Origin of the sequence: Virgibacillus sp. (assembly GCF_013393565.1) — a bacterium.
Taxonomy (GTDB): Bacteria; Bacillota; Bacilli; order Bacillales; family Amphibacillaceae; genus Virgibacillus; species Virgibacillus dokdonensis.
The window spans coordinates 21,589-37,004 of record NZ_JABXHF010000044.1; the positions used below are offsets into that span (position 1 = coordinate 21,589).

General features: G+C 36.8%; 12 protein-coding genes. All 12 read left to right on the plus strand.

Going from position 1 to position 15,416, the window contains the following annotated elements; all coding sequences use genetic code 11:
* The first annotated feature begins 198 nt into the window (after positions 1-198).
* The 12 genes from HLX49_RS10585 to lgt all read left to right on the plus strand — a co-directional run bounded on the left by HLX49_RS10585 (position 199) and on the right by lgt (position 15,286).
* Entirely contained in the window at positions 199-1,650 is a 1,452-nt protein-coding gene (locus tag HLX49_RS10585) for a S41 family peptidase (protein ID WP_101932389.1), read from the plus strand.
* Positions 1,651-2,034: 384 nt separating this feature from the next.
* Complete coding sequence (locus tag HLX49_RS10590; RefSeq protein WP_101932388.1) at positions 2,035-3,237, plus strand: PDZ domain-containing protein; 1,203 nt, start codon at positions 2,035-2,037, stop codon at positions 3,235-3,237.
* Positions 3,238-3,572: 335 nt separating this feature from the next.
* Positions 3,573-4,115 (plus strand): YkoP family protein, encoded by a 543-nt coding sequence (locus tag HLX49_RS10595; protein WP_077706930.1) that lies wholly within the window; start codon positions 3,573-3,575, stop codon positions 4,113-4,115.
* 107 nt (positions 4,116-4,222) lie between these two features.
* Positions 4,223-5,377: an MGDG synthase family glycosyltransferase gene (locus HLX49_RS10600; protein WP_296361763.1), complete on the plus strand. Its 1,155-nt coding sequence runs from the start codon at positions 4,223-4,225 to the stop codon at positions 5,375-5,377.
* A 584-nt stretch (positions 5,378-5,961) separates the two neighbouring features.
* Positions 5,962-7,944 (plus strand): excinuclease ABC subunit UvrB, encoded by a 1,983-nt coding sequence (gene uvrB / locus HLX49_RS10605; RefSeq protein ID WP_077705297.1) that lies wholly within the window; start codon positions 5,962-5,964, stop codon positions 7,942-7,944.
* Between the two features lie 4 nt (positions 7,945-7,948).
* Positions 7,949-10,825, plus strand: a complete 2,877-nt coding sequence (gene uvrA / locus HLX49_RS10610) for an excinuclease ABC subunit UvrA (protein WP_077705294.1) — start codon at positions 7,949-7,951, stop codon at positions 10,823-10,825.
* Between the two features lie 315 nt (positions 10,826-11,140).
* A complete protein-coding gene (locus HLX49_RS10615) occupies positions 11,141-11,494 on the plus strand; it encodes a YojF family protein (protein WP_077705292.1) in 354 nt (117 codons plus the stop codon).
* Between the two features lie 115 nt (positions 11,495-11,609).
* Positions 11,610-12,269 carry a bacillithiol biosynthesis deacetylase BshB2 gene (bshB2, locus tag HLX49_RS10620; RefSeq protein ID WP_296361772.1) on the plus strand — a complete coding sequence of 220 codons (660 nt, stop codon included), beginning with the start codon at positions 11,610-11,612 and terminating at the stop codon, positions 12,267-12,269.
* Positions 12,270-12,386: 117 nt separating this feature from the next.
* Entirely contained in the window at positions 12,387-12,581 is a 195-nt protein-coding gene (locus tag HLX49_RS10625; protein ID WP_073007568.1) for a PspC domain-containing protein, read from the plus strand.
* Positions 12,582-12,583: 2 nt separating this feature from the next.
* Positions 12,584-12,937 carry a phage holin family protein gene (locus HLX49_RS10630; RefSeq protein ID WP_077705289.1) on the plus strand — a complete coding sequence of 118 codons (354 nt, stop codon included), beginning with the start codon at positions 12,584-12,586 and terminating at the stop codon, positions 12,935-12,937.
* A 515-nt stretch (positions 12,938-13,452) separates the two neighbouring features.
* On the plus strand, positions 13,453-14,388 hold the full coding sequence (gene hprK, locus HLX49_RS10635) for an HPr(Ser) kinase/phosphatase (RefSeq protein WP_073007563.1): 936 nt from the start codon (positions 13,453-13,455) through the stop codon (positions 14,386-14,388).
* Between the two features lie 13 nt (positions 14,389-14,401).
* The gene (gene lgt, locus HLX49_RS10640; protein ID WP_077705286.1) at positions 14,402-15,286 is read left to right on the plus strand and encodes a prolipoprotein diacylglyceryl transferase; all 885 of its coding nucleotides are present in this window, start codon (positions 14,402-14,404) and stop codon (positions 15,284-15,286) included.
* The last annotated feature ends 130 nt before the right edge of the window (positions 15,287-15,416 follow it).

Consider the following 15,416-nt stretch of genomic DNA (forward strand, 5'->3'; position numbering starts at 1 on the left):
GATGACATGAATTATAAATGTATTGAGAAGAAAGTTAAAAAATTCTCTCCAAAACGGAATAGGAACGATGGTAATTATTTTTTGAATTGCATATGTTATGATAACAAGAGAATATTAACTCTTGTTTATTACTAAATGACAATTGGTATGAAGCTTGAACAAGTGAGATTCCTATGTTTAATGAGTTGAGGTGAAAGGATGAAATTAAGAAAGCTACATATTGTACTACTTTTTATATTAGCTTTAGTTATTGGTCTGGCTGGAGGTTACACGGGAGTGAAGCTAGCTCAGAAAACAACTCCACCTACAGAACAGTCAATGAAATTAGGTGGTGAAACGGCTGCCAATGAAGTACCAACCCAAGATATGGAAAAAGTGGATCAAGCTTTTCGATTAATTAAAGAAAACTACTTAGAAGAAGTTGATGATAAGCAGTTAACAGAAGGTGCGATTCAGGGCATGCTTTCTACTTTGGAAGATCCATACAGTTCCTATATGGATGCAGAAACAATGAAGAAATTTAATGAGCAAATTGAGTCTTCATTTGAAGGGATAGGAGCAGAGGTAAATAAAGTAGACGATGTATTAAGCATAGTAGCTCCGGTGAAGGACTCTCCAGCTGAAAAAGCAGGATTACGGCCAAATGATCAAGTTCTCAAAGTTGACGGGAAAAGCCTCGAAGGCTTAAGTCAAAATGAATCTGTCGCTAAGATACGAGGAGAAAAAGGAACCAAAGTGGAACTAACAATCCGTCGGGCTGGAGTTGAGGAACCTTTTAAAGTGACAATAGTAAGAGATACTATTCCTCAGGAAACGGTATACAGTAAAACGAAGAATGTAGACGGCAAAAAAACAGGTATTTTAGAAGTGACGAATTTTTCGGAACGCACAGCTCAGGAGTTCAAAGAACAGCTGACAAAAATGGAAGATAGTGGTATTGAAGGATTAGTGATTGACGTTCGAGGGAATCCTGGTGGACTGTTAAATGTTATTGAAGATATTTTAAAACAATTTGTTCCAGAAGATATGCCTTACCTACAAGTGGAAGACCAAAAAGGTAACAAAACACCATATCATTCTGATTTAAAGGAAAAGAAAAAGTACCCGATCAGTGTCATTATAGATGAAGGAAGTGCTTCAGCATCGGAAATATTAGCTGCAGCTATGAAAGAAATGGGCTATGACGTGGTTGGGCAACCAAGTTTTGGTAAAGGAACGATTCAGCAAGCCGTTCCTTTAGGGGATGAAAGTACTATTAAACTTACTTTCTTTAAATGGTTGTCACCAAATGGGAAATGGATACATGAAAAAGGTGTCCAACCTACTATTAATCAAAAACAACCTGAATATTACTATACAAGCCCTGTCGAAATTGAAGAGCCGTTAAAGGAAGACCAAACTGGAGATAAAATTAAAAATATCCAAATTATGCTTCAAGGTTTAGATTACGATCCTGGGCGTACAGATGGCTACTTTAGTGCAGCAACAAAACAAGCAGTAACTTCTTTTCAACAAGATAATGATTTGCCTACATCTGGTGAAATTGATGCGCAGACAGCTAAGCTGATTGAAACCCAAATCATTAAAAGTATTCGTAATGGGAAAGATGATAAACAATTAGATAAAGCAATAGAAGAAGTTTATAAGTAATTTGTAAGCAATGAGAAATCATGTCCGCGAGTATTTGCTCGCGGATTTTCCTAAAATAGTCTCATATGGATGTAGAAATAAAAAACTATTGTTATAAAGCGCTGTTGCCTGATATACGAAGCATACATAAAGTCAAGCTGGGTACATTCATCCCTCCCGGGATTGTTCGTATCAAAGGCTATGACCTAAAGGTCACTTAAAAAAATTGGTGTAGGTGCTGTTACTTGCTACTGAGTTTACTTAGCCTCAAGCATTCCAAATTCTTGAATGGAGAGTCTGGCAGCTTCTATCCAGGATAAACGCAAAACATATATTAGGACACCTAGCTCGATGTAGATAATAATAAGTTGTAAGAAAGCGACTTTGATTATTGGGGTGATAAACTTGTTAGAATCAGGCTTATTAGAAATCGTTAAAGGGATAGGGAAAATGTTTTTAAACCCGTTATTTTACTGGATTTTTATTCTAATTATTGTTACTGGAATGAAGCGGATAAAACGGGAAAGAGAAGACTTCGGTATAAAAATTTACAATTTGTCTTCAGAATGGAAAAATACGTTTTGGCTGTCTATTATAGTAGGATTGTTACTTTCTGCGTTTACACTAGGTGTGGGTGTTACACTTACATATCCTGTTATATTGTTATTTGGTTTGATAACTATACTCATTAGTATAACGGGAAGAATTAACTTACTTTCGGCAAGCTATATTTTAGGAATAACCTACTTAGTCCTCATGTTTGTACCTGAATGGATAAATATAGAGACAATACTTCCTTTTCATATACATACAGATGTTCATCTTTCGGGTTTAGTTAGTTTATTAGCTCTGCTATTACTTGCCGAGAGTATCTTATTATTTAGCTCCAGAAACGATGTAACCTATCCAGAACTGACACTTAGTAAACGGGGGATATGGGTCGGACAGCATCATTTAAAAAAGCTGACAGTAATTCCGTTTTTTTCACTTGTCCCAACAGGTTCACTAACTCCGTTTGCGGATTTTTGGCCTTATTTTACGTTAAATGGGGAGACATACGGTCTTGTACTTACTCCTTTTATTCTCGGTTTTGATCATATTGTACGTGCGCAACACCCTTCATTTGCTGCTAAAAAGCTAGCACGATCTACATTGTTATTAAGTTTCCTAGTGGCTGCGCTTGCAGTAGGTAGTATATATTATTCTTTGTTTTCATTTATAGCGGTATTATGTGCAATTTTGGGAAGAGAATGGATAAACTATCGCTTTCGTATTAACGAACAAAATAAACCAGGGTATTTTCAATCAACGGATCGAGCGTTAAAAGTGCTTGCTGTACTTCCGGATTCTCCAGCTGATCGGTTAGGGATTCATGTAGGTACGTTGATCACTAAAGTAAACGGGAAGAAAGTGAGTCAACCTGAATCGTTTTATCACGCCTTGCAAACAAGTGGAGCTTTTTTTAAATTGGAAATCATTAATCGAGAAGGAGAAATAGAATTACTACAAGGGGCATGGTATGAGGGGGACCATCATGGTTTAGGACTATTATTTGTCTCTACCCCACACGATCATGAGCATCTTAATGTAAGTAATGGAGAAGGATAATTTATCAAATTTTAATCTTTTGTTTAACGTTTAATCGAAATGAATGAACCAAATAGCTACGCATGAACCTGTCTTATTTCCTTTGTTAATGTTGGGATAAGTCAGGTTTTTCTGGTTGCTTGCTTTTCACTTCAAATAAGTGCTGTAAAACGCCTATTTTAAGATGTTAACTGAACAAGTGTTAGAGAGGGTGTCAGCACTCATGAGGTGTATATCTCTCATTATTAAAGATTAGCGTTCCCTTAATTTTAGAGCCTTTTTGTCGATGGGTAATAATATTGAAAAAATGTTGCAAGCTAATATAAAAAAGTGTTGGAGTTGAGTGGCTCATGTTTATGCGCACCTGCTTTCTGTATTTTTGGGGAAGTATCGACCCAATTTATTTTACTTGCTCTAGGTTAACATATATTGTTGGCCCAAACCAAAAAAGGACGCTATTACGAGCTCGATTAACGAAATATAAAGGCGCTAAAATGGTTCTTTCTGATGGGACCGTAATAGAAAAGGGTGATTTGTTAGTGAAGATACATTTGCATAATGTTAAATTACTTAAAAAATTCTCAAAACAGTCGAATGACATGAAACGAGCCGTTATCATCTATCATAGTGTAAAACAAGCAATGCCAAGTTTAGCAACATATATTGAAAACCACGTGGAACAGGAAAGAGTAAAAGGGATTATTGGAATTACTAATTTATCAAAAGGTGGAAAGAAATTAGGGTTTGAAGAGAAAGCCTTGCAAAATAAATTTTATCGTATTTTCAAGAAAATAACATTATTCCCGATTAGTTTTTTAGCTGGGAAAAAATCAATAAAACCTGTTTATTTATTTATGTCAAAAGGGAAGTTATTAATGAAATACGGAAATCGCTGTTAATGAAAAATTTTTGCTTTTTAATCTTTCCGCATTCATTTTCAAGCCTAGACAGTAGAGTCTTTGCGATAGATGAAAATAACTCACTTTAAAACGATAGGATGAAACAAATGAGGCAGATGCAACCATCAGAAGCATTATTTCTTCCGTTTTTACAAATTCCAAGCGGGCATCACCATGTAGCAGATGCACTAATTGCTGAGTACAAAAGCATTTATCCAAATCATCGGTATGAAAAGGTGGACATACTTAGTTATGGGTATAAAAGTATAGAAAAGTTAGTTTCTTCTACGTATTTAACTTGGATAAAATATTTTCCGGAAGGATATGATCGTTTATACTCGTTTTTAGTTTATAAACAAGGGACTAAAAAAAGAAGCAGACAATGGCATTATGAAACTTTGTTTCGTCCAATACTACAAAAGGTGGTACAGCAAGCTGGAGCAAATATACTGTTTTTTACACATGCTTTACCTTCCAATATGGCAAGTGTTTTAAAGCAACAAAGAAAGATAGAAGCTATTACAGTAAATGTGTATACAGATTTTTTTATAAATGCTTTATGGGGGACAAAGGGAATTGACTATCATTTCGTTCCGACACTTTCCATGAAACAATATTTAATACAGTGTGGTGTACAGGAAAGTAGTATATTTGTTACTGGCATCCCCGTTCACCCATATTTTTATTATACGAATAGCAATCAAAATCAAAAAGAGGAACTGCAAATACTAATAGCTGGCGGTAGTTTAGGGACGGGAGATTTGGAATGTTTGCTAAATGAATTGAATTTATCTTCTCGAGCACATTTTTATGTTTTATGCGGACAAAATGAGCAGCTATATCAAAAACTTTACTCTAAAAAAAGTTGTCACATAACGCCATTACGCTATTTGCATTCTAAGCAAACAATGAATCAACTGTATGAGCGTGTAGATGCTGTTATAACGAAGCCTGGTGGTGTAACCGTTAGCGAATGTCTTATGAAGCGGAAACCACTGTTTATATACAGCGCTTTACCAGGCCAGGAAAGAATTAATTTACAGGAATTAACACGTTTAGGTTTAGTACAAGTAATTGATAAAAATAAACCAATTGGCAAGCAAATAATGGATTTTTTTTCAAATGATTACAAGCAACAACAACTGTATCAACAGATGCATAACTATTTTGAAAACATGGAGCTAGATTCTGTAGCATCTATTATGAAACGGATTACAGAAGAATCAAAACACAGGGGGGGGAGTAGTATCTCCTACATATAAGATGGGGTAAAATTATCCCCATAGATGGAGCCAAACAAATAAGAGAAGCAACTATATGAATTAGCTGCAATAATAGGTAAGCTTTTCAGGAATAGAGTAAAGGTGTTTGAAGCATGCGGAGAGGATGTCTGCCCATCTGCATGTTTTTTTCACTAGAGGAAAGTATATGATTTTCTTGATTTAGCGTACAAGAAAAACGAAGGCTTTCTAAGATTATATGAAACAATTATTACATCTCGGCAGTAAGTAAAAAATGGTATTTTACCAAGGTTTCATTTGAAAGAACAGATCATGCATCTATTTATTATTAATGAAGTCTGTGTTGCGTTTCCCTACCGTGTATTTTTTCGATAGGTGGTAAGAAGTCTGTTTACAAGCGTTTTGTTTGGAAGTCGTAAAGCGCGGCGCTAAAATACGATATGAAGCTTAAACATACTTATTGATTAGTAATTCATAAAGCATATGTTAGCCTTTGTAGGAAAGGGAATTATTACAATAACGAATATTTGTTCGTTTTTCTGTTAACATATGTAAGGTTTATGATAAAATGAATACTAGTTATGGACGGATCGGAGGAGAAGCTAGTGGAAAATCAATTTGAGCTAGTTGCCAAATATGAACCAAAAGGTGACCAACCACAAGCAATTAAAGAAATTGTTGAACATATTAAGGCAGGAAAAAGGCACCAAACACTTTTAGGCGCAACAGGAACTGGTAAAACTTTTACTATGTCGAATGTAATTAACGAGATCAATCGGCCAACTTTAGTGATTGCGCATAATAAAACTTTAGCCGGTCAACTATATAGTGAGTTTAAAGAATTCTTTCCTAATAATGCTGTGGAATATTTTGTTAGCTACTACGATTACTATCAACCTGAAGCTTACGTACCATCCACGGATACATTCATTGAAAAAGATGCGAGTATAAATGATGAAATTGATAAACTAAGGCACTCTGCTACATCAGCATTGTTTGAGCGACGAGATGTTTTAATTGTTGCGAGTGTTTCCTGTATTTATGGATTAGGTTCTCCAGAAGAATATAAAAGTCAAGTACTCTCTATTCGGACAGGAATGGAAAAGGATCGAGATCAACTATTACGTGAACTTGTAGACATTCAATATGCTCGCAATGATATTAACTTCCAACGCGGGACGTTTCGAGTACGTGGTGACTCTGTGGAGATAATTCCAGCTTCTAGAGAGGAACACTGTATACGCGTCGAATTCTTTGGTGATGAAGTCGACCGCATTCGTGAAGTAGATGCATTGACCGGGGAGATTATTGGCGATCGAGAGCATATTGCTATTTTCCCAGCCTCTCACTTCGTAACACGAGAGGAGAAATTGAAGCTTGCTATTAAAAATATTGAAAAGGAATTAGCAGAGCGTTTAAAAGAGTTACGCGATCAAGGGAAATTACTAGAAGCACAACGTTTAGAACAACGGACGAATTACGATCTGGAAATGATGCATGAAATGGGCTTCTGTTCAGGCATTGAAAATTATTCACGCCATCTTACTTTGCGTGAAGCAGGTGCGACACCATATACATTGCTTGATTTCTTTCCTGATGATTTTCTAGTTATGATTGATGAATCACATGTCACACTCCCACAAATTCGTGGCATGTTTAACGGGGACCAAGCGCGAAAACAAGTACTTGTAGATCATGGATTCAGATTGCCGTCAGCGCTAGATAACCGCCCGTTGCGTTTTGAAGAATTTGAAAAAGCTACGAACCAACTCGTTTATGTTTCTGCCACACCAGGACCATACGAACAAGAACATTCGCCAACAATGACAGAACAAATCATTCGACCAACAGGTCTCTTGGATCCAGAAGTAGAAGTAAGACCAATTGAAGGACAAATTGATGACTTAATCGGGGAAATTCATAAACGTTCCGAGAAAAACGAACGTGTGCTAGTCACTACGTTAACGAAAAAAATGTCTGAAGATCTAACCGATTATTTAAAAGAACTTGGTATAAAAGTTGCTTACTTGCATTCAGAGATTAAAACATTGGAGCGGATTGAATTAATTCGTGATTTACGTGTTGGTAAATATGATGTTCTCGTTGGAATAAATTTATTACGTGAAGGTCTTGATATTCCAGAAGTATCTTTAGTGACAATTTTAGATGCGGATAAGGAGGGATTTTTACGTTCAGAAAGGTCCCTTATCCAAACGATGGGGCGGGCAGCGCGTAATGAAAATGGCATGGTTATTATGTATGCAAATAAAATTACGAAGTCGATGCAAATAGCCATTGATGAGACGTATCGTCGGCGTGCAAAGCAGATTGCTTATAACGAAAAGTATGGTATTACTCCTACGACGATTAAGAAAGACGTACGAGATGTAATTCGAGCAACTGTTGCTGCTGAAGACCAAGAAACGTACGAAAGTAAAACGAAAAGTGTTACGAAGCTAGCAAAGCAGGATAAAGAAAAAGTAATAGCGAATATGGAAAAAGAAATGAAGGAAGCTGCCAAAGCATTGGATTTTGAAAAAGCAGCTGAACTTCGAGATGTCATACTTGAACTGAAAGCAGGAAGGTGATGAAATGCCTAGTAAATATATAACCATCCAAGGTGCTAGAGCTCATAATTTAAAAAACATTGATGTCAATATACCGAAAAATAAGCTGGTCGTCCTCACCGGTCTGTCTGGTTCTGGAAAGTCTTCATTGGCTTTTGATACCATTTATGCAGAAGGTCAAAGGCGTTATGTTGAATCTTTATCTGCCTACGCAAGACAGTTTTTAGGTCAAATGGATAAGCCGGATGTAGATGCTATTGAAGGCTTATCTCCAGCAATCTCGATTGACCAAAAGACGACAAGTAAAAATCCTCGTTCTACAGTAGGAACAGTGACAGAGATATATGATTATTTGCGTTTATTGTTTGCTCGAGTTGGTCACCCTACTTGTCCGAAACATGGGGTAGAGATTACATCGCAAACCGTAGAACAAATGGTAGATCGAATTATGGAATATCCTGAACGGACTAAAATGCAAATTTTAGCACCAATAGTATCGGGCCGAAAAGGGGAGCATGTAAAGGTATTTGAAAAATTAAAGCAAGAAGGCTATGTTCGCATTCGGGTAGATAAAGAAATGCGAGAAGTTACCGAGGAAATAAAGCTTGAAAAAAATAAGAAGCATTCTATCGAAGTGGTTATTGATCGGATTGTTGTTAAAGAAGGTATGGAAGGTCGGTTAAGTGATTCGATAGAGACAGCATTAGCTTTAGGCGAAGGAAAAATCATTGTTGATGTAATCGGTCAAGAAGAAATTACATTTAGTGAAAATCATGCATGTCCTATTTGTGGATTTTCAATTGAAGAATTAGAGCCACGTCTCTTTTCTTTTAACAGCCCTTACGGAGCATGTCCAACTTGTGATGGATTAGGCACAAATTTGGAAGTCGATTTAGACCTGGTTATTCCTGATTGGGATAAATCGTTAAATGAACATGCTCTTGCGCCTTGGGAACCGATTAGTTCTCAATATTATCCACAATTGTTAAAAAGTGTTTGTAACCATTATGATATTGACATGGATATGCCTGTAAAAAATATTCCAAAAGAGAAAATGGATAAAATCCTTTACGGCAGTGGTAAAGAAAAAATTTATTTTCACTATGTAAATGAATTCGGCAATGTTCGAGATAATCATATTATGTTTGAAGGTGTAGTTAATAATGTCTCTAGACGTTACCGAGAGACATCTTCGGATTTTATTCGTGAAAATTTAGAAAGATACATGGCTCAGAAAAACTGTCCATCCTGTAGCGGATATCGTTTGAAAGAAGAAGCACTAGCTGTCCAAATGAATGGGAAGCATATTAGCGAGGTGACCGATTTTTCAATTACAGAAGCACAGACCTTTTTCCAAGGCTTACAGTTGTCCGAAAAAGAAAAACAAATTGCGAAAATGATTTTAAAAGAGATTTCGAATCGGTTGGAGTTTTTAAATAATGTAGGATTAGACTATTTAACGTTATCGCGAGCTGCAGGGACACTCTCTGGGGGAGAAGCCCAACGAATACGTTTAGCTACACAAATCGGCTCTGCATTAACAGGGGTTTTGTATGTGCTAGATGAGCCTTCCATTGGTTTACATCAACGTGATAATGATCGTTTAATTGGAACGCTAAAGCGCATGCGTGATTTGGATAACACACTCATTGTCGTAGAACATGATGAGGATACGATGCTTGCTGCTGATTGGTTAATTGACATCGGACCTGGTGCGGGAGAGCATGGCGGTGAAATTGTAGCGAGCGACACACCAGAAAACGTGATGCGTCATGAACAATCGCTAACAGGGCAGTATTTGGCTGGTAAGAAATTCATCCCTTTACCTGCAAAAAGAAGGAAAAAGGATAAGCGTGTTATTGAGATCGTGGGGGCAGAAGAGAATAATCTGCAAAAGGTTTCTGCAAAGATTCCGATTGGTTTAATGACCGTCGTTACTGGTGTATCTGGGTCGGGGAAAAGTACATTAGTAAATGAAATTTTATATAAAGCCTTAGCGAAAGAGTTATATACAGGGAAACATAAGCCAGGAAAACATAAAGCAGTAAAAGGAATAGAGCATATTGAAAAGGTCATTGATATTGATCAATCACCAATTGGCAGGACTCCTCGTTCTAACCCTGCAACATATACTGGTGTATTTGATGATATTCGTGACGTATTTGCACAAACAAATGAAGCAAAAGTGCGTGGATATAAGAAGGGGAGATTCAGTTTTAACGTTAAAGGAGGCCGTTGTGAAGCTTGCCATGGCGATGGCATTATTAAAATAGAAATGCACTTTCTCCCAGATGTGTACGTTCCTTGTGAAGTCTGTCATGGGAGCAGATACAATAGGGAAACATTAGAAGTAAAGTATAAAGGAAAAAACATTTCCGATGTGCTTGGTTTAACGATTGAGGAGGCATTGGAATTCTTTGCGAATATCCCGAAAATAAAGCGGAAATTACAAACGATTTATGATGTCGGTCTCGGTTATATAAAGCTTGGTCAACCGGCTACAACTCTATCTGGTGGGGAAGCACAGCGCGTCAAGTTGGCAAGTGAACTGCATCGACGATCAAATGGTAAATCCTTTTATATTTTAGATGAACCAACGACAGGTTTACATGCTGATGATATTAGTCGGCTGCTAAATGTGTTACAGCGACTTGTCGAAAATGGTGATACCGTTCTTATCATTGAGCATAATTTAGACGTTATTAAAACAGCTGATCACATTATCGATTTAGGTCCTGAGGGTGGTGCTGGAGGGGGAACCATTATTGCTACTGGTACACCCGAACAAATTGCTAAAAAAGACAATTCTTATACAGGAAAATATTTAAAAAATGTTTTAGAGCGTGACCAGAAACGGATGGACGCTTTCATTAAAACGACAGAAAAGTTAGCGACAAAGTAAAGTGATTTTTACAGACTCTCGAATTATTCTTAAAAAGCATTGGATGTTAAAGGTATACTTTAATCAGTGGGGTTTTTTCTCCCCTCACTGATTGAGAGTACCCTTAGAAAAATTGCACAGTTCATCATACCCGCGCTTCTTTCTTTTCCACGCCAAAAGCTTTCATTTCCTATACCATGTAATGTAGCCATTGTTATCTTCTTTTAGTAGGTCACCTGGTTGCTAAAAGAAACAATACCTCCCCTGTGTTTATGTTTTGACCATATCTCTTTCTTTCGTTAAGCTAAAAGGAGCAGAAAATGGGGAGGAACCACAATGAAACCAATTGAAATCAACCAAGTGCAAGGATGGTTGGATAAATTCATAAACACGCCAGTTTATATTCATGTAGAAACAACAAATGGTGCTTATGCTAGTCATTTTGATGAAAAAGCGTATAATGTAGGTGCTTATGTCAGGAATGTACAGATTACTTACACGCAAGCAAAAATTGTTGGCGAAGGGAATGCTTTTCGTGTTGGTTTAAAGACAAGGAATGGGTGGATTTATGCAGAAGGGTTAACGGATTGGACGATACATGAGGACACAAAAGTGCTACTTGCTGGCCATGATCGTGAAGGAAGATTAATGGTTGCTTTGCAAATAAGTGAAACCCCTTTTGATTATTAATGTACACTATAGGAAAACATGTAATTTGCTAGTTTATCGTATAAGGTTAAGTACAAGCTTTACCACATAGACTGGTAATAAGTTAAGTTATTCTAAGAAAGAATAGGTGATGAAATTGGATAAACACGTCGTTATCATATTACCACATCCAGATGATGAGTCATTTGGATCTGCTGGATCCATTGCGCAATTTCGAAGTCAGGGAATACCAGTAACTTATTTATGCGGTACACTTGGTGAAATGGGGAGAAATATGGGGAACCCGCCATTTGCCAACCGTGAGACTTTACCAGAAATTCGCAAGCAAGAATTAAAAAATGCATGTGAAGTGCTTGATATAGATGTAAAGATGCTTGGCTATCGAGATAAAACGATTGAATTTGAAGATCGGAATGTGGTCGCTAACCATTTGCAAGGCATTTTGGAGGAAATAAATCCTAGTCTAGTTATTACGCATTATCCAGGTTATGCGGTGCATCCAGATCATAACGCTTTAGGTGCAGCTGCAATTCAAGCTGTAGAGCAAATGGAAAAATCGCGTCGTCCTGTTATTTGGGCACAAGCATTTGCTAGAGGATTTCAAAAAGAATTGGGAGAGCCTGATGTAATTAATGATGTAGAGGAACAGTTTGAAACAAAAATGAATGCTATTCTATGTCACAAATCACAGGCAGGCGGGATGATTGGACAATTAAAAAACTATAAAGATTTAGGAGCAGAGGTCTTACAAGAAGCAAAAGACCGATTTGGCAAAGAAGCGTTTTTTACACTATAAGAAAACTGCCATGCCTCACTGCTACGTGCTAAAAGGACCGCAGTACCATTGTTTTTTGAAACTTCTAAACGTAAGTCAATGACACTTATTTCTTAAATAAGGATGGAGGCTATGATAATGAAAAAGTTGTATCGTTCAAATTCGAATCAGATGCTAGCAGGTGTTTTCGGCGGCTTAGAAGAATATTTCAATATTGATGCAACCATTTTACGGCTACTATTTGTTGTTTTGTTATTTATGAGCTTTTTCACGGTAGCTGTTATTTATCTTATTGCGGCAATGATTATTCCAGCTGAAGGGGAGATACGTTAAGCATGAAGAGATGGCTTTTATCAATTATTCTTAATGCGGTTGCATTGATTGTCGTTGCTCAGCTATTTGATTCGTTTCATTTAGAAGGATTTGGTACAGCAGTGCTAGCAAGCTTTATTTTATCGCTATTAAACATCCTTGTAAAACCAATTTTAGTTATTTTGACGTTGCCAATTACGATGCTTACATTAGGCTTATTTCTGTTTATCATCAATGCATTTACACTTATGATTACGCAAGCAGTTATGGGGAGTTCTTTTGCAATTAGTGGGTTTGGTACAGCTGTTTTAGCTTCCATTATTATTTCAGTTATCAGCGTGTTATTAAATCGTCTAGTGCAAGATTCCTTAGGTTAAAGAAGTTTTTATTTACACTATAAGGCTTTGTTTCGCCGTAAAGACTTGGCGCTAGAAAAGTTTTTCTATACGCACAACGAATTCGAATAAAACATCGTAGGCATATTTGTCTACGATTTTTTTACGGTATGTGCTACAATGAAGAAAACTTTTGCTTCTTTCTATGGACAGCCATTTGGTATGGAATGACCAACCATTTATAATGAAAATAGATTTCTAATTAAATATTCAAGTTATAACTCAAGAAAAGCCTAGTGATGCGATGTGTTTCTAAAAATGTAGTGGAAGAATAGCTTTTACATAATTTTGTTAAAAGAGATCGTAGCATATTTAATCTAAAAAAAGCAACAGCATGCCAAAGTATAAATTTTTGAAGGTTAAAGTATAAGCAAAACGACGGCGCTTTATCGCCATAAATACTTGACGATAGCCAAGTTTCTCTAATAAGCACTTAAGTATAAAAATGGTTATTTTACAGCATGTGTCCGTTTGACTACAAGGAGGAAATAGAAACAATGTCAACAGTTCGTACGAAGGATTTACTGGATAATTTTAATTTAACATTAAAAGCAGGAAAAGATGGTTTGTTTAGAGAGATAACAACTGGAGATATTTCTAGACCTGGGATAGAAATGACAGGTTACTTCAAATACTATCCTAAGGAAAGACTTCAGTTAATAGGTAGAACAGAAATGGCATATTTCTTGGAATTAAATGATGAAGAAAAAGCCCATCGTGTTGACAAGTTATGTACAGATATTACTCCTGGGATAGTTGTCACAAGAAACATGGAAATCCCTCAAGTCTTGATGGATGCTGCTAATGAATCAGGCGTGCCAATTCTCCATTCAAAGCAAAAAACAACGCGAGTTATTAGTAGACTAACCAACTTTTTAGAGGCCAAATTTGCTCCATTCACAGCTATTCATGGCGTTTTAGTTGATGTCTATGGAGTAGGTGTATTAATTATGGGGCAAAGTGGCGTAGGGAAAAGTGAAACGGCTTTGGAACTTGTTAAAAGAGGACATCGGTTAGTTGCAGATGATAGTGTGGAGATAAGACAGGAAGATTATGATACCTTAATTGGAAATTCCCCTCCTTTAATTGAACATTTATTGGAAATACGAGGATTAGGAATTATTAATGTCATGACATTATTTGGAGCTGGATCAGTTCGAAACTTTAAAAAGATCTCTTTAATCATTAATTTGGAGAATTGGGATCAACATAAGCAATATGATCGCCTTGGTTTGGATGAAGACAAGATGAAGATTATGGATGTGGAATTACCAAAAGCAACGATACCTGTTCGCCCAGGAAGGAACCTCGCAGTTATTATCGAAGTTGCTGCGATGAATTTTCGTTTGAAACGCATGGGTGTTAATGCTGCTGAAGAGTTTTCAGAGCGATTAACGAGTATGATTGATCAAGAGACAGAGGATCACTTGTAAGGAGGATGAATGAATGAGCTGTTCAGCAGAACCATTAGATAGAGTTTTTTTACAAATCGGTACTTTTCCAATTTATTGGTACGGAGTTATTATTGCTGCTGGAGCCTTTTTAGCGCTTTTATTAGCAAATCGTGAAGCCAGCCGTTTAGGGATGAAAAAAGATATCATGGTTGATTTAGTGGTTTTTGCGATCCCTATAGCCATTATTTCAGCGAGAATGTACTATGTTATTTTTGAATGGGATCAATATGCTGGTGGAAGCTGGACGGATGTTTTTGCTATTTGGGAAGGTGGCATTGCTATCCATGGTGCACTTATCGGTTCTGTTCTGACTGCTATTATATATGCACGAGTGAAGCGTGTATCTTTTTGGCAATTAGCTGATATTGCAGCGCCAAGTCTTATTTTAGGTCAAGCTATTGGACGCTGGGGTAATTTCATGAATCAAGAAGCTCATGGTGGACCTATTTCAGCATCTACATATGAAAGCTTCCATCAATATTTGCCTGATTTTATTATGAATCAAATGTGTATTGATGGGGTTATGTATCACCCAACATTTCTCTATGAATCTGTGTGGAATTTGCTGGTTTTTGCATTGTTGCTTTTGTTTAGAAGGTTTAACCCGCTTCGTGGCGAGTTGTTTTTAAGTTATGCCATCATGTATTCTGTAGGACGCTTCTTTATTGAAGATATGCGCACGGACAGTCTATATGTATTCGGTGAATTGCGTCAAGCGCAAGTCATCTCTGTTTTGATTATAGTGGTTGCGCTTGTGTTCATTATTTATCGTCGTAAAACTTTACACGTTCGCTATTTAGATATCATGAAACGACAATCGCAAACAAAGAAAACCAAATTAGTTGGAAAAAAGAAGAAGAAAAAGAAGAAGAAATAAGGTTAATTAGTAGCACGCACGTACTATGCCATAAATACGTTTGGTTTACTATAAAGTATACTAGCTAAATATGCGAGGAGGAAGAGAATGAAGGGGACAGCGCAAAGAGGATTAAAACAAGGGCTTTTAA